21 protein-coding genes, 1 tRNA gene and 1 pseudogene are annotated in these 26,323 nt (G+C 64.3%); 6 read left to right on the forward strand and 17 right to left on the reverse strand.

Features of this window, described 5'->3' with window-relative positions; all coding sequences use genetic code 11:
- Window positions 1-26: 26 nt before the first annotated feature.
- Window positions 27-314: a hypothetical protein gene (locus tag MF134_RS12135; protein WP_255339730.1), complete on the reverse strand. Its 288-nt coding sequence runs from the start codon at window positions 312-314 to the stop codon at window positions 27-29.
- A gap of 292 nt (window positions 315-606) precedes the next feature.
- Here MF134_RS12135 and MF134_RS12140 point away from each other — a divergent pair.
- Window positions 607-681, forward strand: a tRNA-Asn gene (locus MF134_RS12140).
- A 47-nt stretch (window positions 682-728) separates the two neighbouring features.
- On the opposite strand, the pseudogene MF134_RS24195 reads toward MF134_RS12140, so the two are convergent.
- Window positions 729-1,109: pseudogene (locus tag MF134_RS24195) on the reverse strand (IS481 family transposase); the annotation flags it as partial.
- A 422-nt stretch (window positions 1,110-1,531) separates the two neighbouring features.
- Between MF134_RS24195 and MF134_RS12150 the strand changes: the two are divergent.
- The 5 genes from MF134_RS12150 (at window position 1,532) to guaA (ending at window position 6,675) form a co-directional block, all read left to right on the forward strand.
- On the forward strand, window positions 1,532-2,272 hold the full coding sequence (locus tag MF134_RS12150) for an outer membrane protein (protein WP_255339731.1): 741 nt from the start codon (window positions 1,532-1,534) through the stop codon (window positions 2,270-2,272).
- Between the two features lie 337 nt (window positions 2,273-2,609).
- Window positions 2,610-3,914: an RsmB/NOP family class I SAM-dependent RNA methyltransferase gene (locus tag MF134_RS12155; RefSeq protein ID WP_255339732.1), complete on the forward strand. Its 1,305-nt coding sequence runs from the start codon at window positions 2,610-2,612 to the stop codon at window positions 3,912-3,914.
- Window positions 3,911-4,360, forward strand: a complete 450-nt coding sequence (locus MF134_RS12160) for a TspO/MBR family protein (RefSeq protein WP_255339733.1) — start codon at window positions 3,911-3,913, stop codon at window positions 4,358-4,360. Before MF134_RS12155 ends, MF134_RS12160 begins: the two co-directional genes overlap by 4 nt.
- A 28-nt stretch (window positions 4,361-4,388) precedes the next feature.
- The gene (locus MF134_RS12165) at window positions 4,389-5,039 is read left to right on the forward strand and encodes a 5'-methylthioadenosine/S-adenosylhomocysteine nucleosidase (RefSeq protein ID WP_255339734.1); all 651 of its coding nucleotides are present in this window, start codon (window positions 4,389-4,391) and stop codon (window positions 5,037-5,039) included.
- A gap of 79 nt (window positions 5,040-5,118) precedes the next feature.
- Window positions 5,119-6,675 carry a glutamine-hydrolyzing GMP synthase gene (guaA, locus tag MF134_RS12170; RefSeq protein ID WP_255339735.1) on the forward strand — a complete coding sequence of 519 codons (1,557 nt, stop codon included), beginning with the start codon at window positions 5,119-5,121 and terminating at the stop codon, window positions 6,673-6,675.
- 239 nt (window positions 6,676-6,914) lie between these two features.
- On the opposite strand, the gene MF134_RS12175 is transcribed toward guaA, so the two are convergent.
- The 15 genes from MF134_RS12175 to MF134_RS12245 all read right to left on the reverse strand — a co-directional run bounded on the left by MF134_RS12175 (window position 6,915) and on the right by MF134_RS12245 (window position 26,262).
- Window positions 6,915-7,340: a hypothetical protein gene (locus MF134_RS12175; RefSeq protein WP_255339736.1), complete on the reverse strand. Its 426-nt coding sequence runs from the start codon at window positions 7,338-7,340 to the stop codon at window positions 6,915-6,917.
- A gap of 370 nt (window positions 7,341-7,710) precedes the next feature.
- Window positions 7,711-9,216 (reverse strand): alkaline phosphatase D family protein, encoded by a 1,506-nt coding sequence (locus tag MF134_RS12180; protein ID WP_255339737.1) that lies wholly within the window; start codon window positions 9,214-9,216, stop codon window positions 7,711-7,713.
- 167 nt (window positions 9,217-9,383) lie between these two features.
- Window positions 9,384-10,283 carry a cell wall hydrolase gene (locus tag MF134_RS12185; RefSeq protein WP_255339738.1) on the reverse strand — a complete coding sequence of 300 codons (900 nt, stop codon included), beginning with the start codon at window positions 10,281-10,283 and terminating at the stop codon, window positions 9,384-9,386.
- Window positions 10,284-10,494: 211 nt separating this feature from the next.
- Window positions 10,495-11,274: a succinate dehydrogenase iron-sulfur subunit gene (locus tag MF134_RS12190; protein WP_255339739.1), complete on the reverse strand. Its 780-nt coding sequence runs from the start codon at window positions 11,272-11,274 to the stop codon at window positions 10,495-10,497.
- A 197-nt stretch (window positions 11,275-11,471) separates the two neighbouring features.
- A complete protein-coding gene (locus tag MF134_RS12195; protein ID WP_255339740.1) occupies window positions 11,472-12,575 on the reverse strand; it encodes an App1 family protein in 1,104 nt (367 codons plus the stop codon).
- A 28-nt stretch (window positions 12,576-12,603) separates the two neighbouring features.
- Window positions 12,604-13,338 (reverse strand): hypothetical protein, encoded by a 735-nt coding sequence (locus tag MF134_RS12200; RefSeq protein WP_255339741.1) that lies wholly within the window; start codon window positions 13,336-13,338, stop codon window positions 12,604-12,606.
- 259 nt (window positions 13,339-13,597) lie between these two features.
- On the reverse strand, window positions 13,598-15,541 hold the full coding sequence (locus tag MF134_RS12205) for a methyl-accepting chemotaxis protein (protein WP_255339742.1): 1,944 nt from the start codon (window positions 15,539-15,541) through the stop codon (window positions 13,598-13,600).
- Between the two features lie 455 nt (window positions 15,542-15,996).
- The gene (sdhA, locus tag MF134_RS12210; RefSeq protein ID WP_255339743.1) at window positions 15,997-17,853 is read right to left on the reverse strand and encodes a succinate dehydrogenase flavoprotein subunit; all 1,857 of its coding nucleotides are present in this window, start codon (window positions 17,851-17,853) and stop codon (window positions 15,997-15,999) included.
- A gap of 3 nt (window positions 17,854-17,856) precedes the next feature.
- The gene (sdhD, locus tag MF134_RS12215) at window positions 17,857-18,234 is read right to left on the reverse strand and encodes a succinate dehydrogenase, hydrophobic membrane anchor protein (RefSeq protein ID WP_255339744.1); all 378 of its coding nucleotides are present in this window, start codon (window positions 18,232-18,234) and stop codon (window positions 17,857-17,859) included.
- A gap of 12 nt (window positions 18,235-18,246) precedes the next feature.
- Window positions 18,247-18,639: a succinate dehydrogenase, cytochrome b556 subunit gene (sdhC, locus tag MF134_RS12220; protein WP_255339745.1), complete on the reverse strand. Its 393-nt coding sequence runs from the start codon at window positions 18,637-18,639 to the stop codon at window positions 18,247-18,249.
- A gap of 237 nt (window positions 18,640-18,876) precedes the next feature.
- Window positions 18,877-19,371 carry a GNAT family N-acetyltransferase gene (locus MF134_RS12225; protein WP_255339746.1) on the reverse strand — a complete coding sequence of 165 codons (495 nt, stop codon included), beginning with the start codon at window positions 19,369-19,371 and terminating at the stop codon, window positions 18,877-18,879.
- 120 nt (window positions 19,372-19,491) lie between these two features.
- Window positions 19,492-23,112 carry an efflux RND transporter permease subunit gene (locus tag MF134_RS12230; RefSeq protein ID WP_255339747.1) on the reverse strand — a complete coding sequence of 1,207 codons (3,621 nt, stop codon included), beginning with the start codon at window positions 23,110-23,112 and terminating at the stop codon, window positions 19,492-19,494.
- Window positions 23,109-24,335, reverse strand: a complete 1,227-nt coding sequence (locus MF134_RS12235; protein WP_255339748.1) for an efflux RND transporter periplasmic adaptor subunit — start codon at window positions 24,333-24,335, stop codon at window positions 23,109-23,111. Before MF134_RS12235 ends, MF134_RS12230 begins: the two co-directional genes overlap by 4 nt.
- 40 nt (window positions 24,336-24,375) lie before the next feature.
- Window positions 24,376-25,005 carry a TetR/AcrR family transcriptional regulator gene (locus MF134_RS12240; protein WP_255339749.1) on the reverse strand — a complete coding sequence of 210 codons (630 nt, stop codon included), beginning with the start codon at window positions 25,003-25,005 and terminating at the stop codon, window positions 24,376-24,378.
- Between the two features lie 312 nt (window positions 25,006-25,317).
- Window positions 25,318-26,262: a ring-cleaving dioxygenase gene (locus tag MF134_RS12245; RefSeq protein WP_255339750.1), complete on the reverse strand. Its 945-nt coding sequence runs from the start codon at window positions 26,260-26,262 to the stop codon at window positions 25,318-25,320.
- Window positions 26,263-26,323 lie beyond the last annotated feature (61 nt).

Genomic DNA, 26,323 nt, shown 5'->3' on the forward strand with positions numbered 1-26,323 from the left:
GTAAACGCAGGATGAAGAAAAGAGCTTCAGGTCGATGTTTCCGTACGCCTGCGCCGCCAGCGTTCGGCCTTGACGGACGAACGGCGCCGAAGCCGTCGCACGGGGGCGAAATCGACCGAAAGAACCACGAGCCCGAGCGGAATCATCCAGAAGCCCAGAATCGGAAGAAATCCGAAGACCCCGCCAACCACCAGGCCCGATCCCAGACTTACTCTGGCCCACCGGCTTGCCGGCAGCGGAAGCCTGCGCCCGAAGAGATGCAGATGCCTTCGCCTCCCCTCCCCGTTGCGTTCGCCCTCATCGGCCTCCGTCATGGTCCGCGCCTTCCCGTACTCGACGATCACCGGAACCCCGCACGGTCCGCCAAGCCATGCACGGCTTCTCCACGGCCTTTGTCCCGCCTGTTCCTTTCGCCATGGGTGGTAGATGGCCCTGCAAGAGCCCCGTTGCAACGCGGGTTTCCAGCCGCCCCGCGCCGAGCCGCGGCGGGGGCACTCCGGCGGCAAGTTTCGGCTCCTCGACAATCTTCTTCGCTTTTTCGACCGAAACGTCTTGGCAAGTCGCCGGTGGCTTTGCTATAGGCCCCTTCCACGCGGCAAGGCGCATTCCCCGGTAGCTCAGTGGTAGAGCACTCGACTGTTAATCGATCGGTCGCTGGTTCGAATCCGGCCCGGGGAGCCACCGCGTTTATTGTCTGACCCGGAGACATGGGTAACAGACCGCACCTGAGACATCGGTGACAATCTCGTGCCGGACGGATTGTCGATGGTTTGCAAGGTTCTCTGTTCCAGGTCGATATATCCCAGATCATAAGTCATGGAGCTGACGAGGCAGATGCCCTCGTCGAATTCCTTGATGCCGAGCCTGCTGCTGCACGATGCCGGCGCCGGGTGGCGGGGTCGCCTTCTTCAGCGTCAGATGCATGCGCTCGTGCCGGCCGTTTTCCTGCGGACAGCCCGGCCTGATACGCTCGGGGTGGTGCCGAGCCTGAACCACCAGACAGCGATCTTCGATAAACCGAGTCGAGCGCGGGAACGATCGAAAGCCACTCCATCGTCGATTCTGATTGCCTGTGGAAGGCCGAAATCCCCGAGCGCGGCGAAGGCGTCGACGCCTACGGTCAACGTGACCGTCCGGTCAAGAACGGAATGAACGGTCGAGACCACCGGTGGCTTGATCTGATCGCGCCACCGCCGTTCGCGGATCTTGGGCGATCAGGGAAGGCGCGAGCACAGGCCCGAATTGTCACTTCCTGCCGTGGCTCAACGGAAGCGACTTCTCCGCAAGGGAGTACGGCGATCGCGCACTCGGCTTCGCTCGCGTCCTCGTGCGCGATCGGCTCCAACGTTGCTTTCGTCTTGTCGACCTCGCGATTCGGAGAGAACTGCCAACACCGTCCTTGCGTCAGAAACGGCAAAGCATGGCTTTTTTGCCACAGTCCATACTGCAGTGATGAGTGTTGCCCTTTGGGCATATGTTTTTGCGACCAATGGACGCATGATTTTAACGCAGTTTAAAAAGGACAGATCAAATGCGGAACCTTCTCATCACATCGCTGACGACTTGCGCGGTCGTCTCGTTTGTCAACTATTCTCATGCCGCCGACGTCATTTACGACCCGGCGCCAGTACCGCCGGCCCCCGTGGTCGAGGAAACCTACGACTGGACAGGCGCATACATCGGTATCTTCGGCGGTGCGGCCACCGGTGATGTCGACTACGATCTGGGTGTCACGGGATTGATCAATCTCAACGTCGGAGCCAGCAACTCCGCCGGTGGTCTTTTCGGCGGCGCTCAGGCCGGTTTCGACTATCAGATGGGTAGTATCGTTCTTGGCGCGGTAGCCGACATCGCGGCAAGCGACATCGATTCAGAGCTGAGTGTCTCTCTGGGCGGCCTCGGCTCGGCGACCGCCAAGTCCGAACTCAAGTATCTGGGCACAGTGCGCGCTCGGCTTGGCTATGCCATGGATCGCTTCATGGTCTATGGACACGGCGGTTTCGCCTATGGCGAGACCGAGCAGTCGCTTTCCGTGACGGGTCTCGGCACACTCACCAACGATAACAACGACACCAAGACCGGCTATGTCGTCGGCGCTGGTCTCGAGTACGCCGCGTTCGACAACATTTCGTTCCAGACCGAGTACTCCTATGTGGATCTTGGCACCGACTCGATTTTCTCTCAGTCCTTCGGTGGTGGAGCCCTCAATCTCAATCTCGACGAGTCTCTCGACTTCCACACTGTGAAGGCGTCCATCAACTACCGCTTCTAGGCGCGATCTTCATCGCGGCTGGCAAAGCAGAGAAGACCTCCAACACGGACGGAAGAGTAAGCACGCCACCTGGCCCATGGCCGGGAGGCGTGCTTTTTCATGTGCATTCGATGAAGCTTGATATCGTACGCACCGCGGCTCCCCCCACATGGAGCACAACCGGCGTGTCGATCGCATGCTTCGATCGTCTCTCTCCATGGCATTTGCGAAAACGGATTCCGATTCGAGCGGCTTTGCTGTAGAGGCGGCGGGCCTCGGGCCGAATGGGCCGACTGACAAAGCAGCAGGATCGCGAACCCATGACAATCTCCACCCCGAACGATCGGTATCGCGTCCCATGCGCCTAGGGGGACGGATTTCGGCGGCGATCGAGGTTCTGGACGATATCGAGTCCCGTCGGCGGCCGGTGGCCGACGCGCTGAAGGATTGGGGCCTCAACCACCGCTTTGCAGGCTCGGGAGACCGCGCGGTGATCGGCAACCTTGTCTATGACGCGTTGCGACGCAAACGCTCCTATGCCTTTCGCATGGGGGATGACGGCGCGACGGCCCTCGTCTTTGCCGCCGCGATCGATGCTCTCGCCCTGACGCCGAACGATCTCGCCGCCAAGCTCGAGGGCGACCGGTTCGCGCCACAGCTGCCACCGACGGATCAACTCGAAGCGTTCATGGGCGCAGAGATCGCCGGCGCTCCGGACCCGGTGCGGGCCGATGTGCCGGACTGGGTGGCGCCGCATATGGCCGAGGCTCTCGGCGAAGGCTGGGTGGACGAAGCCGAAGCGCTGTGCGAACGCCCTCCCCTCGATCTGCGGGTCAATCTCTTGAAGGCCGATCGCGACAAGGTCGCGAGGGCGCTTGCGCCGCACAAGGCACAGGCCTGCGGCCTCTCGCCCGTCGGCTTGCGGATCCCACCCATCCAGGGCGAAGGTCGGCATCCCAACGTGCAGGCGGAGACCGGATTTCAAAAGGGCTGGTTCGAGATCCAGGACGAAGGATCCCAACTCGCGGCGCTTCTCGCGGGGGCGCGCGAAGGCGAACAGGTGCTCGATCTGTGCGCCGGCGGCGGCGGCAAGACGCTGGCGCTCGCGGCCGCCATGAACAACACCGGCCAGATCCACGCCACCGACAGCGATCGTCAGCGCCTCGCCCCGATCCATGACCGGCTGAAGCGCGCCGGCGTCCGCAACGTCCAGATCCACGACCCGCGCGAGGACATCGCCAGCCTCCACGGCAAGATGGACCTCGTGCTGGTCGACGCGCCCTGTACGGGGTCGGGCACATGGCGGCGCCGGCCGGACGCGAAATGGCGGCTCTCCGAGACGGCGCTCGAGAAACGCACGGAAGAGCAGGACCGGGTGCTCGACCGCGCCGCGCCCTTCGTCAAACCCGGCGGGCGCGTCGCCTATATCACCTGCTCGCTGTTTGCCGCCGAGAACCAGAAGCGGGTCGAAGCCTTTCTGACCCGGCGTGCCGCCCAGGGCTTCACTGTCGGCAATGCCGAAACGGAATGGCGGGGGCTCTTGCCCGAAACGACTCAACGATGCCGGGTCACGGCATTCGCCGCCGGAAACGTTCTCACCCTGACGCCGCGTCTCTCCGGCACCGACGGCTTCTTCTTCGCCATTCTGGAGCGAGCATCATGAGCCGCACCCTCGCCCTGCCCGGCTTCCTGCTTCTCACCGTCGGCGGTGGCTCGCTGTTCGGCCAGGCCGTCGAGATCGGTGGCTGGTTCGAAGCGCTGGAAAAGCCGTGGTTCAACCCGCCGGCCTGGCTCTTCGGCCCTGTCTGGGGGACGCTCTACGTGCTCATCGGCTTTGCCGGCTATCGCGTCTGGCGAACCGGCAACCGGCCGGCGCAAATCCTCTGGTGGGCGCAGATGGCGCTCAATTTCGCTTGGTCGCCGATCTTCTTCACGGCCCAGGCTCCCGGCTTCGCCCTCGTGGTCATCCTGGCGCTGCTCCTGACGATCCTGGGCTTCATCCTGCGCAGTTGGTCGATCGAGCGTCTCTCGGCGATCCTCTTCCTGCCCTATCTCGCCTGGGTCGCCTATGCCACCCTTCTCAACGGCGCCCTCTGGTGGTTGAACTGAGGCAAAGGCTCACGCCGCTTCGGAGGACATGATGACCCGATCCACCCATGCGCTCGAAACCTTGGGCAGCCAGCGCGTCCTCTTCGTCATGGCGGCAAGCGCCGAATATGGCAAGAAGCTCAAGGCGCGGATCAAGCCGGTGATGACCGGCGTCGGGCCGATCGAGGCGGCCCTCAATACCGGTCTGGCGCTGGCCGAACTGAATTCCGCCGGAACGATGCCCGATCTCGTCGTCTCGCTGGGTTCGGCCGGCTCGCGATCGCTCGAACAGGCAGAAGTCTATCAGGTGTCCTCGGTCTCCTGGCGCGACATCGACGCCTCACCGCTCGGGTTTCAAAAGGGCGTGACACCGTTTCTCGACCATCCCGTGGAAACCCCGCTGCCGACGCCGATCACGGGGGTACCAAGCGCACGGCTTTCCACCGGGTCCGACATCGTCACGGGCCCGCGTTACGATGCCATCGACGCCGACATGGTGGACATGGAGACCTTTGCCGTCCTGCGCGCCTGCCAGCGTTTCGACCTGCCGCTTCTGGGGCTTCGCGGGATTTCGGACGGCGCGGCCGATCTCCACCACTACGACGACTGGGCGACGCTCCTGCACGTCATCGACGAGAAGCTCGCCGATGCCCTCGATCATCTGGAAGAGTCGATTTCCGCGGGGGCTCTCCGCCGCTAGACCCCCGGTTTTCACACCGCTCTTCGGTGCGCTGCAAAAATCGGTTTTCACCGGCGGTGAATTTCACTATTCCTCCGCCATGACAGCGCACCCCGACACCGTTCTGATCGTCGACTTCGGCTCCCAGGTCACCCAGCTCATCGCGAGGCGGGTGCGCGAGGCCGGGGTCTATTCCGAAATCGTGCCCTTCCAGTCGGCCGAAGAAGGCTTTCATCGCCTCAAGCCGAAAGCGGTGATCCTCTCGGGCTCGCCTGCCTCGACCGGCGATATCGGCGCCCCCCGCGCGCCGCAGGCGATCTTCGACGCAGGGATTCCGGTCCTCGGCATCTGCTACGGCCAGATGACCATGTGCGTCCAGCTCGGTGGCCGCGCCGAGCCCTCGACCCACCGGGAATACGGCCGGGCCTTTCTCGAGATCGAGAAGAACTGCGCCCTGTTCGAAGGCATCTGGCCGGAAGGCACGCGCCATCAGGTCTGGATGAGCCATGGCGACCGGGTGATCGACATGCCGCCCGGCTTCGAGATCTTCGCACGCTCGCCGGGGGCGCCCTATGCCGTCTTCGGCGACGAGAGCCGGCGCGTCTACGGCATCATGTTCCATCCGGAAGTCGTGCACACGCCCGATGGCGGCCGGCTTCTGTCGAACTTCGTGCATCATGTCGCCGGGCTGAAGGGCGACTGGACGATGGCCGCCTTCAAGGATCAGGCGGTTGCCGAGATCCGCGAAAAGGTCGGCGACGGCAAGGTGATCTGCGGGCTCTCTGGCGGCGTCGACTCCTCGGTGGCCGCGGTCCTCATCCATGAGGCGATCGGCGACCAGCTCACCTGCATTTTCGTCGACCACGGGCTCTTACGGATGAACGAGGCCGAGGAAGTGGTCTCGATGTTCCGCGACCATTACAACATCCCGCTCGTCCACGTTCAGGCCCAGGATCTCTTCCTCGACGCGCTGGAAGGCGAGAGCGACCCGGAGGTCAAGCGCAAGACCATCGGGCGCCTCTTCATCGAGACCTTCGAAGCCGAGGCCAAGAAGATCGGCGGCGCGGATTTCCTCGCCCAGGGCACGCTTTATCCGGATGTCATCGAATCGGTCTCCTTCACCGGCGGCCCGTCGGTGACGATCAAGTCGCATCATAATGTCGGCGGTCTGCCCGAGCGCATGAACATGAAGCTCGTGGAACCCTTGCGAGAGCTCTTCAAGGACGAGGTGCGCGTTCTCGGCAAGGAACTCGGGCTGCCGGAGCGCTTTGTCGGCCGCCAGCCCTTCCCCGGCCCAGGTCTCGCCATTCGATGCCCGGGCGGCGTGACGCGCGACAAGCTCGACATCCTGCGCCAGGCCGACGCGATCTATCTGGACGAAATCCGCAAGGCCGGGCTCTACGACGCGATCTGGCAGGCTTTCGCCGTGCTGCTTCCCGTGCAGACGGTCGGTGTCATGGGCGACGGGCGGACATACGAATATGTCTGCGCGCTTCGCGCCGTGACCTCCGTCGACGGCATGACGGCGGATTTCTATCCGTTCGACATGGAATTCCTGGGCACCACCGCGACGCGCATCATCAACGAGGTCAAGGGCATCAACCGCGTCGTCTACGACGTGACTTCGAAGCCGCCCGGCACGATCGAGTGGGAATAGTCACCCTGCGCCCGGCGACTTGATGCCGACATCCACGGCGACGCGCCTCGTCGAAACCGGCCGTTCTCAAGAAAAAGCGCCGGGCGTCTGATCTCGACACCCGACGCCGTCCCGTCCCTGTGTTGCGCCGGTCGCCGGTGGCATGGCCGGCGACCGAAACGTCTCACTGCCACTCCTGCTGACCGACCGCGACGCCAAAGATGGCCCTACGACGATCGGTTTCAGCCTAGGTGGCAGGATCAGTCACAAACCGTGACCGGCCCGATCTGGACACAACCACCGCGCCTGCGCCTGCGGCGACGCCGTCCGCGCACCCCACAATAGCCCGGATTGTTCCGGCGGAACCACCGATCACGACACCGCCCACGACCCCGACGCCGACGCCCACGCCGCCTGCGGCGGCGGCGCCGCCCGCCATGCCGGTGGCGATAACCGGTATAGTGCGCGGTCTCGTAACTCTCGTCGTCCTCGCCATCGATCCTGGAGAGCAGATCGTCCGCCAGATCTCCGGACGCGGCCTCGGCATCGTCCGAAAACAGTGGCGCGCCCACGGCGATGGCGCAGGTCGCCGCACCCAGTCCAAGCAGCATGCGTCGCCTGGCTGGATCAGGCTCCGGCTCGTCACTTGGCCGCCGGTCGGCCCACAAGAATTTCAACCAAGACATGGTAGTCTCCCTTAAGGCCGTCCCTTGCTCAGTTTTTGCGGCGTCGGAATCGAGTTCCGCTTGTTAGTGGTGTGCTGCCGCGTCTTGTCCCTGCCATACTCAGCTAGCGGATCAGATCCGCTTGTCGACAGAAGCTGGGCGACAGGGCATGAAATCGCCTCGTCGTTCTTTCATCTGAAAGTTTCCGTAACGGAATAGCAAAACACGAACCGTTGATCGACTTCATCGCGATCTGTCCACCATGGAGAGTGGCGGTGGCATCCATGGCCCGAATAATCACTTCCGTAAGAGGATATCGCGCGCAAACTTCCCAAGGCCCTTTTGCTTGAACCGGACGGAATACGGTCCAGCCAAATGGGAAGGATGCTCCTCAGATGCTCAAGGCTGAGGTACGGCCGCCCTCTTCGAGCTCCCACTCGGCCAGCCATTGACCGCTCTTTCGCTGAACGACCAGATAGTTTCGCTCGCCGACATATTTCATGCGCTGCCCCGGCAAGCCCTTGATGCGGATCTTGCGCCCCTTGAGCGGGCTTTCGCCAACACGGGCCAGCAGCCCTAACACCGCGGGATAAGCGCCATGGGGCGCAGGATGCGAGATGCCGGAGGCCACGAGCTGATGCATCCGCGAGCCATCGAGCAACCGCATCTCTCCCCGGGTCGCCAGATGAATCTCGCCGGACAGCACGGTCAGTTCGCCTGCCCCGGCCTCCTGCCATTCGGCCATCGCGGCGAGGAACCGCCGCCATTCCTCGCGGTGGGTCCGGCTCTGCCACTGGTCGCGCAGATCATCCTCGAATTGCTGCACACCGGGAAAGATGTCCATGGCGAATTCCAGCCAGCTCATCCGTGGCCCGAGCGCTGGCACGCTGGACAGGACGAACAGCCGCTCGCCCCGTGGCGTCTCGCGAATCGCCGCTTCGAAGAGCGACCAGCCGTTTTCGGCCATCACCCGCTCGGGACGCCTTTCGCTGCGCAAATCCGGCGAGATCAGCGAGATGCCGGGATAGCGCACGACCGTGCCCAGATTGCTGCCCGTCTTGTCGGCGACGATGGCGGGCACCTCTCCTGGCGCAGCCCCGAGCTGAAAGATGCAGAACATCTCGCGGGCGGCCTCGAAGATCGCCCGGCCGACCGGACTGTCGAGATGCGTAGCCGGATGGCTTCCCCAACCGTCGATGATGTCGTGATCGTCCCACATCATGATCGAAGGTACGATCGCCGCCAGCCGGGCGAAGGCCGGCCGGGTCACCGTCGTGACATAGCGCTCGAAATAAAAGCGCCGGAGCGCCTCTTTGATCTCCGGTGTCAGCGGCACAGAGCCGCGGTCTTCCATCGGCAGCGTCTCCCAGCGCTCCACTTCGGGATGACAGAGGAGAACGTCGTCAGCATAGAGCTGATCGCCGCCCTGGAGGAGAAGCGAGAATGGCTTGGCGTCGTTCTCGTCTGCGAGACGCGACCACATCACGTCGCGCTCGGCGAGCGGGCGATCGAGGTCGTGCTCCTCCTGACCATTACACGAAACATAGGCAATGCGCGGATCGGCCGCGTCCGGGGCGACAACGCGGTAGCGCCGATCGCCCACCCTGTAGAATGCTTCCCCGCCCGCAGGAAGCTCGAATTCATAAAGGGAGACGACGCGATCGAAGCCGGAGAATATCGTTCGAGGTTCAGCCGTCCGCGTGTCGGTCGAGAGCATTGGCGCCGATGAACCGGCCGCGTGGACGACAACGGCGCGCAGCCGGTTGACGACACCGTCGCCGCCATAGGCGAAGAGGACGGGGCCGGCGTGGATCACCGCGCCGGCATCCGATCTCTCGGCTGACGAACCTTCCCTGTCGCCCTCGCTCATCGCCATGAAATCGCTCTTCGTCCGCATGGAAGGATCGCGTCACACTCGTGCGAACGCATACGACATGCCGGCCGACAGGATCATCAAGCAATCAGGTCCGCCGCGTCCGCTCTGGACCCCGGCATATAGGCACTCGAACGCGACTTGCAGCCTCGCCCGGGCGAAGAACCCAGGCGCGACTGCGCTGCTGCCGCTCAGCTCTCGTTCGCCTTGCCGGTTTCTGCACCGACCGAGCCCCGCAGGCCTGTCTCGACACCGGCCAGATCGGACGTCTCGGCGTTTGCCGGTTCTCTTGCCCCCTCATGCGCGGAGCGAACGCGGCCGCCTTTGGCGCTCGTCTCAGACGCCGGCTTGTCCGCCTTCCTCTCTCCGAAGAGGCCCAGGAAGGGACTGTCGAGCAGCGGTTCTGGCTTCGCGGCAGCGGCTTCAACCGAGTCGCCGGCGCTCGAGGCATAGCTTGCGACGGCATCCGGAGCAGACGATCCCGCCGGTTGATAGGCGGCCTTGCGCATCACCTCGATCGCACCGGCGGCATTCCGTTGCGCAGCCTTGACGTCGGCCTGGCTCGCGAACTTGAAGTCCGGATTGCGGCGCGGCGAGACCTTCTCGTAGAAGGCGTTGCCGCCGGCGATCACCTTGTAATGCATGTTGCGATAGGGAAAATTCAGGCCGGCGGTGTGGAAGAATTTCGCCTCGGCCACCGATGCATGGCGCTCGCCGGAGAGCACACGCTGGGCCGTCTCCATGGCAAGTTCGCGGCCCGCATTCATCTCACGGGTCATGACCCCGGGAGCGAACTGGTTCCGCTGGGCCACCACCGCACAGACATCATCGGGATAGCTCGGCGACTCCACGCGATTCATCACCACCGTGCCAACGGCGAGCATGCCGTCCGGGCTGGAGCGGTTGGATTCGAAATACATGGCCCGCGCCAGGCATTCCTGGGCGGGACCGAAATCCGTCTGGGCCAGCGCGTCGAAGGCATCGTCGGCCCCGGGCGCGCCGATACAGCCGGCCAGCGCCAGCGGCAGGCAGAATGCGGGGAACGCACGGAGAAGCGTTCGGCGGAGGGAGTGAAAGCGAAGCGTCGTCATGACGCCTTCGTGATCTCAGATCGTGACAGCAAATGGGTCGCGGCCGCCGCAATCACGCGATCATTGCACAATTGTAACGACCTGTTGCCGGGGCGCCGCAGATGGCCCGGAGCCGACGGCCCACCTCTGCGTACGAGGACCTGGAGGCGCCCCTCGCCCAGGCACGCCCCCAGTTCTGCCTTGTTATTTTCGCGCAGGATGTCCCAATGGCTCAGACGCGCCGTTCGACCATCATCTTCTTGATCTCGGCAATCGCCTTGGCCGGATTCAGGCCCTTCGGGCAGGCCTGGGTACAGTTCATGATCGTGTGGCAGCGATAGAGCTTGAAGGGGTCCTCCAGCGCATCGAGCCGCTCGCCCGTTGCCTCGTCGCGCGAATCGATCAGCCAGCGATAGGCCTGGAGCAGGACGGCCGGGCCGAGATAGCGCTCCCCGTTCCACCAATAGGACGGGCACGAGGTCTGGCAGCAGAAGCAGAGAATGCACTCGTAGAGACCGTCGAGCTTCTCGCGATCCTGATGGCTCTGGCGCCATTCCTTTTCGGGTTCGGGCGTCTCGGTCTTCAGCCAGGGCTCGATCGAACGGAGCTGTGCGTAGGGCACGGTGAGGTCGGGCACCAGATCCTTGATCACCGGCATGTGGGGCAGCGGATAGACAGCGATCGCGCCCTTCACCTCGTCCATGCCCTTGGTGCAGGCGAGCGTGTTCGAGCCGTCGATATTCATGGCGCAGGAACCGCAAATGCCTTCGCGGCAGGAACGGCGCAGCGTCAGCGTCGCGTCGACCTTGTTCTTGATCCACAAGAGGGCGTCCAGCACCATCGGCCCGCAATCGGACGTATCGACATGATAGGTGTCGATACGCGGGTTTTCGTCATCGTCCGGCGACCAGCGATAGATGCGGAATTCGCGGGTTTCCTTCGCGCCCTCGGGCTTTTTCCAGACCTTGCCTTCGGTGATCCGGGAATTCTTCGGAAGCGCGAGTTCGACCATGATTTTCGTTCCGGTACCTGTTTGGAATCGTTCGCACCATAGTGTTTGCGGTGCAAAACGGAAGCCTTGATCAGCGGCCGGGCCGGCTCAAATCGATTGAAGCATGCCCGGTAAATCGTCGCATCTTCGGAAAATGTCGGCCTTGAGGGGAAGTACGGCCAAGAATCGGCCGGATCGCACCGACGGGCCCACCTTGGTCACGCTCGCGTGGCGATGGCTTCGCGGATCTCGACGAGTCCCTCAGGCTCGATCAGGCCCGAATTGACGGCGTGCACGGCAGCCTTTTCGAGTGTTTCGGCGTGGGTCAGCGGAATCCCCATCCCCTCCAGGTCGGCAAAGCCTTGGGAAGCGTGGTCGGACAGATTGCCGTCGGTGACGTCTCGGATGTGGACGGCGAGAACCCGCCCTTCATGGCGCCTGGCCGCTTCGGCATAAATGGCCGCGTCCCGCTGTCCGGAATCGCCGATCATGATGAAGGAGAGATCGGGATAGGCGTCCATGATGCGCTCGATCATCTCGAGCTTGTGGCCATCATGCCCGCCCGTCAACCATTTGGTCTTGTCGAGGCCGAAATCCTTGAGCAGGAACGGGCCAGCCGGAATTTCGCGGAACATCAGGAATTTCTCGAAGAGATCGTAGAGATTCCAGGGGCTCGACGACACGTAGAAGATCGGGTTGGTTTCCCGTCCCGCCGCGCCCTTCGCCAGCGCGCGGTAGAATTCCGAAACGCCCGGAAATGCGGTCCGGCTCTTGGCGGAATTGGCGACGACCGTCCGCCAGTGTTTCAGGAAATTGGTGGCGCCGGTCTCGACAATCGTGTCGTCGATGTCGGAAATGATCCCGAAGCGAGCCTTGGGCGAGACGACGCGCACGTACAGTTCCGCGCTGAGCGGCTTCACCTCGTGATACGGCGCGGAGAGAAGCTCCATCTCCACCATGAACCATGGGGCGGCATCGGGGTCGGGCGCGATCGGCAGGACGGCGTCGAAATAGCCTTCCTCGTTGGTGACGAGTTCGCCTTCCTGGCCGAGGGCTCGCCATTTGACCACGGCCCCTGCGACCTCGTCGGTCTCGTAGCGCCAAAGGGTCAGCCAGATATTGCGCAAGGTGGATTCGCTGTGGGGCGCCGAGATCACACCCTGATCTTCCAGCACCCGCCCCCGGACCCAGACCCCGTCGGGACCGCTGAGGCCCCGATAGGGCACCAGCATGGGCGTGCCGAGCAGGCCGACACGCCGCTTGAAACGCTGCCGGGTGCGGTCCCAGAAGCGCTCGCCCTTGTGGACCGTGCGCCGGATCACGGCGCGATCCTGAGTGCGAGATGCACCGTCAATTGGCGCCTTGCCCGTCGCCGGAAGAAGCGTCGCCCTCGTCCGGCATGGCACCCGGAGCCTCGCCATCATCCTCGGCACTGTCCGGTGCGACATAGCGGCCGGTCGCACAGGCATCCGAGGTGCTGTTGAGGAAGGTGAAGATCGTCCTTTGATCCGCCGTACCGACCCGGCCATCGTTCAGCATCCGCTCGGCGACCGGCGGCGCCACGGCGGTGGCGATCAGGTAGTCGCGCTGGGGATCGGAAAGGCCCGTCAGCGTCTGCTCCGCAAGACACTGGCAGGCCAGCGGCGACATCGTCTTCATCTGGACGCCGCAGAGACCGGCGATCAGTTCGACCTGATTCTCTTCGGAGACGCGTGGCAGTTCGAATTGATCGCCAACGGCATTGCGCGGGTTTTCGGGACTGCCTTCCGAACTCGCTGCCGCAGGTTCGCTCGTATCATTCGCATCGCCGGTTTCGCTCGAGCCTGCCGTGGCCTCCGCCGGAGCCGAGCCTAGCGGCGCGCCGCTCTCGGTCGCGTCGCTCGCAGCGCCACCGGCCGCGGCCGGACGCTGCGGCGTTTCGGTCTCGGCCGGCGACATCGGCTTCGGCGCGGCATCCGGCGGCAACGGCGATTCGGTGGCGGTTTCCGCGCCGGCGGCCCCATCGTCCGTCTGGGCGGACACCGCGCCCATCCCAAAGGCCAGTGCCGTCGCGGCCAGAAGCGACATACGTAGAACGGTCTGCATCAAAAAAACTCTCCCACGGCTCGATCGGGCGAGCCGTTTCCTCCCCGGTGCCCGAGGATGAGCATGTAGCGCAACTGATCAGCCTTGGCTAATGCCAGCGCTGCGGCGAAACCGACGATCGAACGCAGCACACTCCGTTACATCGGCCATGCCTGCTAACGAAAGCAGAAGCGACCGGTTGCAATCGATAGGTAAAGACCCGGCCGGACTGCGATGGTCCGGCCGGGTCTTTTCATGACTTCGCGTCGCTGGTGCCGCCTCAGAACTCTTCCCAGCTTTCCTCGGCTGGCGCGGCCGCCCTTTGCGCGGCGCCACCGGATCCGGTCGCGCGCATCTGCGGCACGGGCTTGGCGGACGGCCGGGGGGCCGCACCGGAGCGGTTAGCGGGCTTGGGCGCCGGTCGCGCTGCGGGGGCCGCAGTGCCGCCGGCCTTCGCCGTCTTGAACCGCGCCACCACCTGCGCCAGTTCGTCGGTCTCGCTCTGCAGCGTCTGCGCGGCCGCTGTCGATTCCTCCACCATCGCCGCGTTCTGCTGCGTCACCTTGTCCATCTGGTCGGCCGCTCCCGACACCTCGCGAAGGCTCGTCGCCTGTTCGCGTGCACTGTCGGCGATCTTCGCCACCACATCCGCCATGCCGGAGATTTCCGCCACGATCTCGTCGAGCGACCGGCCGGACGCCGTCACCAGTTCCACACCCTTTTCCACTTGGCCCGACGACGCCGTGATCAGGTCCTTGATCTCCTTGGCGGCTTCCGCCGAGCGCTGAGCGAGCGCCCGCACTTCCTGCGCCACGACCGCAAAGCCCTTGCCGGCTTCGCCCGCGCGGGCCGCTTCGACGCCGGCATTGAGGGCGAGCAGGTTGGTTTGGAAGGCAATCTCGTCGATCACCGAGATGATCTGGGTGATCTGCTGCGAGGATGTCTCGATCTCGTTCATCGCGGTGACCGCCTGGGCGACGATCTGACCACCCTTCTCGGCCTTCGTCCGCGCGGTTTCCGCCGACTTGTGGGCAGCGCCCGCCCCTTCTGCGGTCTGATTCACGGCGCTCGTCACCTCGCCGAGCGCCGCCACGGTCTCCTCAAGGCTCGCCGCCTGTTGCTCGGTGCGATGCGCCAGATCGTTCGAGGCGACGGTGATCTCGCCCAGTCCCGTGCGGATCGTGCCGACCGAGCCCACCACATGGCCGATCGCCCCTTCCAGTTCTTCCACCGAGGCGTTGAACTTCGCGCGGATCGGCTCGAATTCCGGCGCGATCTGGCCTGTCATGCGGACGGTCAGATCGCCGGAGGAGAGCCGGTCGAAGCTCTGGTCGACGACACCCATGAAGGCACGCAGGTCTTCGGCCTTGGCATACTCCAGATCGGCCTGGCGCTGCTTGGCCTCTTCCTGGCTAAGCCGCGCGGCGTTCGCCTCACTCTCCAGACGGTCACGCTCGATCGCCTGGACCTTGAAGGTTTCGACCGCATCGGCCATTTCGCCGATCTCGTTCTGGCGGCCGACCTCAGGCACCGTGATCGACTTGTCGCCACTGGCAAGGCGGCGCATCGCGGTCGTCATCTGCCTGATCGGGCGCGAGATGGATCGAGCGACGGGCCAGGCCACTGCCCCCACGGCGATGAAGACAGCGATCAGCCAGCCGATCGTCCCGTAGACTTCACGCATGAAGAGCGCCTCGAGATCGTCGACGTAGACACCCGTGCCGACAACCCAGCCCCATCCGGGAACCAGAGCGGAGTAGCTCAGCTTTTGGATCGGCTGATCATCACCTTTTCGCGGCCAGAGATAAGGGGTAATTCCGCCACCCTGCTGGGCATTCCGGATGAGATGCTGAAACAGCGGCACGCCTTCCGGATCGGTCCTCTCCCACAGGTTCTTGCCGATGAGATCCGGGTTGGGATGAACCAGCATGTTTGCGGAAGTATCGGTGACGAAGAAATAGTCGCCGTTGCCGTATTCCATGGAAGCGATGATCGCTCCCGCCCGGCGTTTTGCCTCCGCCTCGGACAACTCGCCCGAACTGGCTTGTGCGCGAAAGTGCTCGATGACGCTGACCGCACTCTCGATTTCAGCGGCGAGCATCAATTCGCGCTCTTCCGTGATCAGGGAGCGCACCTTTGACAGCTGAATGGCCGTTAGTGAAAGGTAGGCAACCGCCATTAATGCGATGAGGAAGCCGAGCTTCTTCGCAATGGTGATTTTCATCAATAGCATCCAAAAAAGAGAATCTGGACGCCGAAAAAAGCCGACTTCCCTGAAAAAAATGTAAATTGAACTTAGCAACCAATTGCTTAGCCAGCGAGCGCAGGTACGAGGGCATGGGACCGATTGACCATTCCCTGCGGGCGAGACCGGCACAAAGGCGTCAGACCACAAGGACGGTTCGCGTGATCGCATCCGCTCTCGGGACCGCTGCGATTTTTCGTTTCATCCGCCGATGACAAATGGCGCTTCGTCCAGACCGCCATCGACAAGCATTCCGTGAATTCGATATGCGTCCGGCCCCAAGAGCCGGCTTGGCTACCAATCCCGGACACGCCCGAATCAAGCCGGCGATAGGCGTCAGTCTCTCTCATTCATCGACATCGATCCGCGGACAAAAAAAGGGCCGGATGCCGATTCGCGGCACCCGGCCCTTTGAACTTCCTGAAGGGGCTCGCTCAGTACACCCGCTTCTTCGGCTCGATATACTCGATCTGGTTCGACAATGTGTAGGTGTGAACCGGCCGGTCTTCCAGCGTGACGGTCTTGTCCACCGTGTCGCAGAAGGACAGCGTGTGTTTCATCCAGTTCTGGTCGTCACGGTCCGGGTAGTCCTCACGGGCGTGGGCGCCGCGAGATTCCGTGCGGTTCCTCGCCGAATCCATGGTGACCACCGCCTGAGCGATGAGATTGTCGTATTCGAGCGTCTCGATCAGATCGGTGTTCCAGATCAGCGAGCGGTCCGTCACCCGGATGTCGTCCGAGGACTTCCAGACATCGTGGATCTTGTGGTGGCCCTCTTCCAGGATCTCGCCGGTGCGGAAGACCGCGCAGTTCGACTGCATGGTCGCCTGCATGTTGGCGCGAAGCTCCGCCGTCGGGGTCGAGCCGTTGGCATTGCGGAACCGGTCGAGCCGCGCGAGGGCATTGTCGCCGGCGCCTGCCGGCAGATCCGGCTGATCCTCGCCGGCCGATACGGTCTCGGCACAGCGCAACGCCGCCGCACGACCAAAGACGACGAGGTCGATCAGTGAGTTCGAGCCGAGACGATTGGCGCCGTGGACGGAGACGCAGCCCGCCTCGCCCACCGCCATCAGGCCTGGCACCACCGCATCGGGATTGCCGTCCTTCTTGGTCAGTACTTCGCCGTGAAAGTTCGTCGGGATGCCGCCCATGTTGTAATGGACCGTCGGCAGGACCGGGATCGGCTCCTTGGTCACGTCGACGCCGGAGAAGATGCGGGCCGATTCCGAGATGCCGGGCAGGCGCTCGTGCAGAACCGCCGGATCGAGATGGTCGAGATGCAGGAAGATGTGATCCTTGTTCTTGCCGACGCCGCGGCCCTCGCGGATCTCCATGGTCATAGAGCGTGAGACCACGTCGCGCGAGGCAAGGTCCTTTGCCGAAGGGGCGTAGCGCTCCATGAAGCGCTCGCCCTCGGAATTCGTCAGATAACCGCCCTCGCCGCGCGCGCCTTCGGTGATCAGACAGCCCGCGCCGTAGATGCCGGTCGGATGGAACTGCACGAACTCCATGTCCTGGAGCGGCAGGCCGGCGCGCAGGACCATGCCTCCGCCATCGCCGGTGCAGGTATGGGCGGAGGTCGCCGAGAAATAGGCCCGGCCATAGCCACCGGTTGCCAGAATCGTCTTCTTGGCGCGGAAGCGATGGATCGTGCCGTCATCGAGGCAGATCGCGACGACGCCGCGGCAGGCGCCCTCCTCGTCCATGATCAGGTCGATCGCGAAATATTCGATGTAAAACTCGGTCGCGTGGCGAAGCGACTGGCCGTAGAGCGTATGCAGGATCGCGTGGCCCGTGCGGTCGGCCGCGGCGCAGGTGCGCTGGGCGGCAGGCCCCTGGCCGAATTCGGTGGTCATGCCGCCGAAGGGGCGCTGGTAGATCTTGCCGTCCTCGGTGCGCGAGAAGGGCACGCCGAAATGTTCGAGCTCGTAGACCGCCTGCGGGGCGTTGCGGACGAGATATTCGATCGCATCCTGATCGCCCAGCCAGTCCGACCCCTTGACGGTGTCGTACATGTGCCAGCGCCAATCGTCCTTGCCCATATTGCCGAGCGAGGCGGCGACGCCACCCTGGGCGGCGACCGTGTGCGAGCGGGTCGGGAAGACCTTGGTGACGCAGGCCGTCTTCAGTCCGGCCTGGGCCGCCCCCAGCGTGGCGCGGAGGCCCGCTCCACCGGCTCCGACCACCACCACATCGAAAGTGTGGTCGACGAACTGATAGGCCTTGCCGTTCTGCGCGGGAGCGCTCTTGTGAGGCTGTCCTGTTCCATTGGTCTTTGCGTTTTCAGCCATCGCTCAGACTCCAAAGCTCATCTTGACGATCGCGAACAGGCTCGCCGCGGCGACGGCGATCGCGAAGAAGGTGTTGAGGATGAGAAGCGGCAGCTTGGCGCCACCGTGGATGTAGTCCTCGATGATCACTTGCATGCCCAGCTTCATGTGGATGGTCGCCGAGATGACCATGAGCGCCATGATGATGCCCACAAAGGGATTGGCGAAGGCCGCGCGCACACCCTCGTAGCTCTCGTCCATGAGGGTGAGGAGCAGGATGAGGAAGACGGTGATCAGGACCAGATTGGAGATCGCCGTCAGGCGTTGCTGCCAGAAATGCTCGGTGCCTCCGGCGGCCCCCAGGCCGCGAACCCGGCGAAGCGGCGTTCTGAAATCGCTCATGTCGAATACCCCTTAGCCGAAGATCCAGATACCGAGCCAGAGCAGCACGGTCAGCGTGATGGAGCCGATCAGCGTCGCCTGGGCGAGCTTGGTCGATGTCTCGCGGGAGTCGGCATACCCCATGTCCCATGCGAAGTGACGGATGCCGCCCAGCATGTGATGGATCAACGCCCAGCTGTAGCCGAAGAGGATCAGCTGGCCGAGGAAGGAGCCGAAGAACCACGAAGCCGAAGAGAACGCGTCGGGCCCGCTTGAGGCCGCCACCAGCCACCAGACCAGAAGGATCGTGCCGACATAGAGCGCGCCACCGGTGATGCGATGCACGATCGACATCGCCATGGTCGGGCGGAACTTGTAGATCGAAAGATGCGGCGAGAGGGGCCGCGCGGATTTGACGTCGGACATCGAGGCCTTCCTGTCCATGCTTCGGCGGTTCACACACCCCGCTCAGGGTAGTGCGGCGGGCGATTGCGCCAATGGAGGCTTTCTAAAAGGACGATCGCACATGCGAAAGCAAGCCTTTCGACGCAGGTGCGAAGATCGGATGGCCGCTTAATCGATTAGGGCCGTGCGCGAGACCCTGCGCGTCCCGGATCCACTCTCGCAACGCGCCTGGTCGTTGCGTGGAAAGCGCGCGGCGAATCAGCGCGGATTGGGTTCGCGATCAACGAAACGGATGACGTAGCTCGCCCAGTCGGCCGGTTCCGCGACCTTTTCGTACAGCCGGCGTGCCGTCCCGGGATTTCGCGGCGCATGCAGGACGAGCTTCGACCAGCCACGGCCCTCGGCTTCCTCGGCGAGAACGTCGATCATCGCCTTTGCGATGCCTTTGCGGCGATGGCGGTGGTCCACGTAGATGTGGTCGGCGAGCCCCGACCGCATGCCCGTCCACACATCGGGAATGTCGTAGAACAGGACGAAGCCAACGAGTTCGCCATTCAGCCGGGCACCGAGCGATTCGGCGGTACGGTCCTGCAGAAGCTGTTCGGCATAATAGGTATCGGGCGCGGTCGGCGCGCCGCGAAACAGGGACTGGTTATAGGCGGCGATCAGCGGCGCCAGATCGCGCGCATCGCCGAGCCTGAGCCGTCTGATGTCGATATCAGGAGCCGGGGTATCCGGCGCGAGCGGTTGCATGGATGAGGCCTGTTCCGGGTCATTCGGGGCGCTGAGACAGACCCGGCATGATCACCGGAACGGCGGGACGGTCAAGCCGTCGCCGCCATCCTTGCGGTCACATCCATGCGCGCCGCCAGCTCACTCCGCCGCATGCGGGAAGCGCTGAGGCTCCGGCGGCTGCTCGTCGGCGCCGTCACGGCCCGTCTCTCGGCTTTCGTCGGTGATCCGGTAGATCGCCGGCGGCCCGTAGACAAAGCGTCCTGCCGTATCGCCGGCCATTGGCGTCGGATCGATCAGTTCCGACCAGTTCCCGGCATAGGCTGCACCCGCGCCGGCGGGCACCAGCGCGGTTCCGGTGCCCTCGCTCGGCTTGTTCGGCCGCAGGATCCAGCGGAACACCGTGCCGGTGATTCGGCTGAGATCGTCCATGATCGTGTAGATCGAGGGGATCAGCACGAGGGACAGGACGGTCGAGACCAGAAGGCCGCCGATCACCGCGATCGCCATCGGGGCGCGAAACTCACCGCCCTCGCCGGTCGCCATTGCAGCGGGCACCATGCCGGCCGCCATGGCAAGCGTGGTCATGATGATCGGCCGGGCACGCTTGGAGCCCGCATCGATGATCGACTCCATCTGGCTCTTGCCGTGCTTCTCGTTCTCCACGGCGAAGTCGACCAGCATGATCGTGTTCTTGGTCACGATGCCCATGAGCATCAAAATGCCGATGACGACCGGCATGGAGATCGCCGTATTGGTGATCAGGAGCGCGGCCACGACACCGCCCACCGAAAGCGGCAGGGCGGCAAGGATCGTGATCGGCAGGAAGACGCTGCCGAACAAGAGGATCAGCACGATCAGCACCATGGTGATGCCGGCGACCATCGCCGAGGCGAAGCCGGCGAACACCTCGCCCTGAACCTCCGCATCGCCCACCGCCTGAAGGCGCACGCCTTCCGGCATGTTCGTGACGGCGGGAAGCTCCGCGATCCGCTCCGACCCCTGGCCGATCTCGTAGCCGGGGGCCATGTCGGTCCCGACCTTGACCAGCCGCTCGCGATCGTAGCGGTCGATGGTCGACGGACCCCGTCCGAAGCCGATATCCGCCACGGTTTCAAGAGGCACCGCCGCGCCCGAGGCCGTATTGACCTTCAGATTGCGGATCGTCGCCAGATCCTCGCGCGCGGTCTCCTCCAACTGGACGCGGATCGGGATCTGCCGCGTGCCGATGTTGAACTTGGCAAGATTCGCACCGACGTCGCCGATCGTCGCAACCCGCACGGTCTGCGAGATCTGGTCTGCGGTCACGCCGAGATCGGCCGCCACGTCGAAACGCGGCGTGATCCGGATTTCCGGCCGGGCGAAGGAGGCCATGGCCGAAGGGTTGGAGAAGATCGGATCCTGACGCATCTGGGATTCCAGATCGGCCGCGACTTCCGACACCTTGTCTCCGTCCGAACCGAGGATGCCGACCGACAGCTCGCGCTCGCCGCGTTCATTGACGTAGAAGGCCCTGAGATCGGGAATCGCCGCCAGCTTTTCGGCGATGACCGGTTCAAGAATGGCCTGGCTGCGCTCGCGCTCATGCTTGCGCAGAAGGTTGATGGTCATAGCGGCGCGGCGCACTTCCAGCGTTCCCGTCGGGCTCGACCCGCCGATGATGAGCACGCTCTTCACCTCGGGAATCTCCCGGACGGCCTCGGTCGCCCGGTCGGTGATGCGACGCGTCTGCTCGAGGGTCGAACCCGGCGGCAGTTCCAGCGACACGACGACGCGTGAAGCGTCCTCTTTGGGAATGAAGCCCGTCGGCAGGAACTGGATCGAATAGATCGACGCGGCAAACAGCGCGATGCCGACGCCAAGCGTCACCCAGCGCATGCCGAAGGGAAAGCGGATGAGCCGCCGTTTGCCGTCCGCATGCTTGCGCCAGAAGGGCGTCGGGATCCAGAAGACGTGGAGCGTCCCGCGCAGGAACGCCGTATAGGCGCGGTTCACCGGGCCGACATGACCCTCCTTCGGGTGCGGCATTCCCATATAGGCGAGGAAGGCAGCCAGCCCGAAGAGACCCGCGGCGAGAAGCGCGGCATAGCGCTGCGCCTCGTCGAGCGTCATCGACGGCAAGTCGGCAGCCACGGGCGCCAGTGCCTGGCTCACGGCCGACTCCCGCCCCATGCCGGGAAGCATCGCCAGCGTGTAGAGCGCCGCCGCGCCGATCGCCCAGAGCGGGATGAACCACAGAAGCTTGCGGAGCATCAGGCGGAAGAAGCCCGGACCTTCATGGCGATGCGGCTTGAAGAAATAGGCCGCAAGCATCGGCGTGATGAGACGGGCGACGAGCAGCGAGAAGAACACCGCGATCGCGACCGTCAGGCCGAACTGCTTGAAGTACTGCCCGGCGATACCGCCCATGAACGAGACCGGCGCGAAGACGGCAATGATGGTCGCGGTGATGGCGATGACCGCGAGGCCGATCTCGTCGGCGGCTTCCATCGAAGCCTGATAGGGCGGCTTGCCCATCGCCATGTGCCGTTCGATGTTCTCGATCTCGACGATCGCGTCATCGACCAGAATGCCGGTGACCAGCGTGATGGCGAGCAGGCTGACGAGGTTGAGCGAGAAGCCGATCAACTCCATCAGGCCGAAGGTCGGGATCGCGGCCAATGGCAGCGTGATGGCAGCCACCATCGTGGCACGCCAGTCGCGCAGGAAGAACAGCACCACGATAACCGCCAGGAACGCGCCTTCCATCAGCGTTTCCATGGCGGATTCGTAGTTGCCATAGGTGTAGGTGACGGAATCGTCGATCTTGGCGAAGGAGACGTCGGGATAGTCCCGATCGAGTTCTGCGATCTTCTCGGCCGTGACGTCGGCGACGGTCGTGTCGCTCGCCCCCTTGGACCGGTAGATCGAGAACGCCACCACCGGTTCGCCGTCGAGCCTTGCGAAGGAACGCGGCTCCTCCCAGGAATCCACGACCTCGCCCAGATCAGACAATTGCACCTCGCGGCCGCCGGGCAGCGCGATGCGCGTCGAGGCGAGCCCCTGCACGGTATCAGCGGAAGCGAGTGTGCGGATCGCCTGTTCCTGGCCGCCGAACTCACCCCGGCCGCCGGACAGGTCGACATTGGTCGAGCGCAGCTGCGCGTTGATGGTCGATGCCGTCACGCCGAGCGCCGCGAGCCGGTCCGGATCGATCCGGACCTGGATCTCGCGTTCGACGCCGCCCATGCGCTCGACCCGGCCGACGCCCTTCAGGCCCTGGAGCGCGCGGATCACCGTGTCGTCCACGAACCAGGAGAGCTGTTCCGGCGTCATGCCGGGCGAGGAGGCCGCATAGGTGACGATCGACTGGTTCTCGACCTCGATGCGCTGGATGATCGGCTCGTCGATCGAGCGCGGCAGGTCACCGCGGATCTTGGCGATCTCGTCCTTGACGTCGTTGAGCGCCCGGTCGGTGTCGACCTCCAGGCGGAATTCGGCCGCCGAGGTGGATTTGCCGTCGGTGATCGTCGAGGTGACATGCTTGATGCCGGAGATGCCGGCCATGGCATCCTCGACGCGCTTCGTCACCTGCGTCTCGAGTTCCGACGGCGCCGCACCCGACTGCGTGACGGTGACGGCGATGACCGGCACGTCGATATTGGGAAACCGCGTGATCGGCAGGTTGAAGAAGCTGTAGACGCCCATCCCGATCAGGACGACGAACAGCAGGATCGGCGGAACCGGATTGCGGATCGCCCAGGCGGAGAAATTCCAGTTCATCCCTGCCTCTCGTCTTCCGACATCTCAACGGGGGTCACGGCGTCGCCATCGCGAACGAAGGCACCGGCCACGGCGACCACGTCCTCGCCGGCCGCCACGCCATCGCGGATTTCGACCGAAGCGGCCGTGGTGAGACCAAGGCTCACCTGCCGGCGCTCGACCTTGCCCTCCTTGACCACCTGCACCACCGCATCGTCGCCCTCGAAGACGACGGCCGTGCGCGGCACGATCACACCCTCGCTCTCGGCGACGTCGATGATGCCGCGCGCAAAGGCGCCGACGCGCAGCCCTTCAGCCTCTTTCGGCAGCGCCACCCGCACCGTGCCGAGCCGCGTGGCCTGATCGACCATGGGGGAGATCAGCCGCACGGTTCCCTCGACGGGCTTTGACCGACCGGCAACGTCGACCGCGACCATCTGGCCCTTCCGGAGCCGTCCGAGCATGGTTTCGCTCACCTCGGCCTCGAGTTCGATCAGACCGTCCCGGGCGATCTCGAACAGGCTGCCGGAACCCGCCGACACGATGGCGCCCAGCCGGGCATTGCGCGACAGGACAAGGCCGCCTTGCGGCGCCTTGATCTCGGTCTTGGTCTTGCGGAGCAGCCATTGATCCCGTTCGGCCATGCGCGCCGACTTGTCGGCCTGCGCGACGGCGAGCCCCTGGCGCGCGGAATTCAGCCGGGCCCGGGCGCTGGACGCAGCCGCAACCCGCTGGTCGAGCACGTCCTGGCCGATGATCCCCTTCTGGGCCAGCGGACGGGAGCGCTCCAACGCCGCCTCGGCCTGGGTCGCATTCGCTTCGGCATCGGCGATCTGGCTTTCGGCCTGTGCGATCGCGGCGTCGGCGCGCGCGATCTGGGCCGCGTTCAGTTCGAGGTTCGAATCGACCATGTCGCCATCGAGGCGGGCGAGAACTTCGCCGGCTTCCACCGTGTCGCCCTCATCGGCCAAGAGCTCGATGATCCGCAAACCCTCGACATCGGCGCCGATGGAAATCGTCTCGCGCGGCGTCAGATTGCCGGTCACGTTCACCTTCTCGACGATCTGACCCTGTCGGGCAGGCACGACGGAAATGCTCGGCGGCCGCGGCGAGGTGGACGTGGCCGCGACGGCCTCTCCCTCTTCCTGCGCCACCGCAAGAGCAGGCAGGCACAGGGCAGCGCTCGCAGCCACGGCGAGGCCAAGAAGAAAATTCGAAAAGGGTCTGCGATACGAATAGGGCATCGTCGTCGTCTTTCGGACCTTGAGGTCGCGTCCGCGCCGTTCAGGCATCGGCGCCGGGAGAAAGCAGGCTCTCCGCCACCTTGCGAAGATAAGGTTCAAGGGAATCGACATCGGTTTCGGGCTCGAGCTGGAGCCGCAGGACCAGCCCGTCGCCCATGGCGAAGAGCATGGTCATGACCGCGTCGATATCGATGTCGCGGGCGATCTCGCCGCGCTCTTGAGCATTCAGAAGGGCCGCCCGAAACGCCGCTTGGACAACACGCTCGATTTCGTCGAAGCGTCGACCGACGGCCGTGTTGCGAATGCTTTCCGACCAGATCTCCGCCATGAGTCCACCCGTGGCGGGATCGCGGGTGTGGCGGAGATAATCCATCCCGACAGCGACGAAACGGTCGATGATGTGGCCCTCCTCGAACACGGCCTGCATGCAGGAGGCCGCGTGATATCGCTCCTCCTCGGCGATCGCCTCGATGATCGATTCCTTGGAGGGGAAGTAGCGATAGAGCGCGCCGGGGCTCATCTGTGCCTCGCCGCAGATCTGATGCATCGAGGCGCTGTGGAAGCCCCACCGCGCAAAACAGGTTCGCGCAGCGCTCAAGACATGCTGCCGTCGCAGTTCCTGCGCGGAGAGCGGGGCGTGAGGGTCGGTCAGGGCGGCAGTGCCGGGCATGCGCGATTCTCGGAAACCTGCGGGATGAGATGGCCCGGCCGGAAACCCGGCGCGAGAGCGAACGATCGTTCGCACATTTAGACAGCCAACACCAGAACGTCCAGCGTTCGTTGTGCAACGCAGCGAAAGAATCGGCTCACATTCGCGCGACGAGCTTAAAGTTACGTTTCGCGAGGTTGGGCCGCTGGCTCGTTATCCCCGCCGCCCCATCCGGCGGAGCAACGTGGCGCCGGCCGTGAATACCCCGGTCGAAATGACCGTTCGGGGTCAGGAGTCGGCGCGATAATGCGCCAACAGCCACGCTGGCGCCGGTCACAGCGGCGGCAGGGTCTCCTCGATGCGCGCGCGGATCGGCTCATAGCGATCGGGTAGCATGAGGCCGCTTCCCAGCGCCTCTGGCGCTTCGTCGACCGCAAAGCCCGGCTCGTCGGTGGCGATTTCGAACAGGACATGCCCCGGCTCGCGAAAATACACCGAGCGGAAGTACTTTCTGTCCCTCTGCTCCGTAACCTCGAGATTGAACCGTGCGGTGAGTTTTTCGGCCATCTCGGCCTGAGCGGCGTCGTCCGACGCCCGAAAGGCGATGTGGTGGACGCTACCACGGCCGGGGCGCGGCTTCAGGAAGCCGCCCACGGCGTGAAGATCGACCACCCCGCCAAGCGCAGCCTCCGGGGCCGAAAAACGCTGACGCATGCCCTCCTCGCCGATTTTCCGGAACCCGAAGATGTCGGTGAGGATCTCTGCCGTCGGCCCGGCTTCCTCCAGGAGCAGGCTGACGCCGAAGAGGCCGATGATCGCATGGTCTGCCGGCACCTCGCCGCGACTGGCATTTGCTTCGGCATCGCTGCCCGGCCCGTCACCGGTTTCTCCGGCCACAAGCCCCAGCCGCATGCCGTCGGGATCCTTGAATGGCAGGACGCTCTGGCCGAAACGCTTGTCGATGGCCGAATGCTCGACGCCCTTCTCGATGAAGCGATGAGTCCAGTAGCCGAGGGACGCCGCAGGTATCTGGAGCAGGATCTCCTCGGTCTCGCCAACGCCCACCCTCCCCTCAGCCGCATGCTCCCAGGGGAAGAACGTCACGATCGATCCGGGCCGCCCGGTTTCGTCGCCGAAATAGAGGTGATAGGCGCTCGGATCGTCGAAATTGACCGTCTTCTTGACGAGGCGCAGCCCGAGCACGCGGGAATAGAAGTCCAGATTGCGGGCCGCCGGACCGGCAATCGCGGTGACATGGTGAAGACCGGCACTCATCATGACTTGCTCCCCTGCTCTCGCGCGACGGCTCGCGGATTTTTGGCCGCCTAAGAATAACGCA

The organism is Jiella marina (genome assembly GCF_024359545.1).
Taxonomy (GTDB): Bacteria; Pseudomonadota; Alphaproteobacteria; order Rhizobiales; family Rhizobiaceae; genus Jiella.

What these genes read in the sequence shown, in the direction of transcription:
- MF134_RS12135 (WP_255339730.1), bottom strand. Translation starts at nt 314, where the DNA reads ATGACGGAGGCCGATGAGGGCGAACGCAACGGGGAGGGGAGGCGAAGG.
- sdhA (WP_255339743.1), bottom strand. Translation starts at nt 17,853, where the DNA reads ATGGCTGAAAACGCAAAGACCAATGGAACAGGACAGCCTCACAAGAGC.
- MF134_RS12235 (WP_255339748.1), bottom strand. Translation starts at nt 24,335, where the DNA reads ATGCCCTATTCGTATCGCAGACCCTTTTCGAATTTTCTTCTTGGCCTC.
- MF134_RS12240 (WP_255339749.1), bottom strand. Translation starts at nt 25,005, where the DNA reads ATGCCCGGCACTGCCGCCCTGACCGACCCTCACGCCCCGCTCTCCGCG.
- sdhC (WP_255339745.1), bottom strand. Translation starts at nt 18,639, where the DNA reads ATGTCCGACGTCAAATCCGCGCGGCCCCTCTCGCCGCATCTTTCGATC.
- MF134_RS12190 (WP_255339739.1), bottom strand. Translation starts at nt 11,274, where the DNA reads ATGGTCGAACTCGCGCTTCCGAAGAATTCCCGGATCACCGAAGGCAAG.
- MF134_RS12150 (WP_255339731.1), top strand. Translation starts at nt 1,532, where the DNA reads ATGCGGAACCTTCTCATCACATCGCTGACGACTTGCGCGGTCGTCTCG.
- MF134_RS12200 (WP_255339741.1), bottom strand. Translation starts at nt 13,338, where the DNA reads ATGCAGACCGTTCTACGTATGTCGCTTCTGGCCGCGACGGCACTGGCC.
- MF134_RS12175 (WP_255339736.1), bottom strand. Translation starts at nt 7,340, where the DNA reads ATGTCTTGGTTGAAATTCTTGTGGGCCGACCGGCGGCCAAGTGACGAG.
- MF134_RS12185 (WP_255339738.1), bottom strand. Translation starts at nt 10,283, where the DNA reads ATGACGACGCTTCGCTTTCACTCCCTCCGCCGAACGCTTCTCCGTGCG.
- MF134_RS12245 (WP_255339750.1), bottom strand. Translation starts at nt 26,262, where the DNA reads ATGATGAGTGCCGGTCTTCACCATGTCACCGCGATTGCCGGTCCGGCG.
- MF134_RS12165 (WP_255339734.1), top strand. Translation starts at nt 4,389, where the DNA reads ATGATGACCCGATCCACCCATGCGCTCGAAACCTTGGGCAGCCAGCGC.
- sdhD (WP_255339744.1), bottom strand. Translation starts at nt 18,234, where the DNA reads ATGAGCGATTTCAGAACGCCGCTTCGCCGGGTTCGCGGCCTGGGGGCC.
- MF134_RS12225 (WP_255339746.1), bottom strand. Translation starts at nt 19,371, where the DNA reads ATGCAACCGCTCGCGCCGGATACCCCGGCTCCTGATATCGACATCAGA.
- MF134_RS12230 (WP_255339747.1), bottom strand. Translation starts at nt 23,112, where the DNA reads ATGAACTGGAATTTCTCCGCCTGGGCGATCCGCAATCCGGTTCCGCCG.
- MF134_RS12160 (WP_255339733.1), top strand. Translation starts at nt 3,911, where the DNA reads ATGAGCCGCACCCTCGCCCTGCCCGGCTTCCTGCTTCTCACCGTCGGC.
- MF134_RS12155 (WP_255339732.1), top strand. Translation starts at nt 2,610, where the DNA reads ATGCGCCTAGGGGGACGGATTTCGGCGGCGATCGAGGTTCTGGACGAT.
- guaA (WP_255339735.1), top strand. Translation starts at nt 5,119, where the DNA reads ATGACAGCGCACCCCGACACCGTTCTGATCGTCGACTTCGGCTCCCAG.
- MF134_RS12180 (WP_255339737.1), bottom strand. Translation starts at nt 9,216, where the DNA reads ATGCGGACGAAGAGCGATTTCATGGCGATGAGCGAGGGCGACAGGGAA.
- MF134_RS12205 (WP_255339742.1), bottom strand. Translation starts at nt 15,541, where the DNA reads ATGAAAATCACCATTGCGAAGAAGCTCGGCTTCCTCATCGCATTAATG.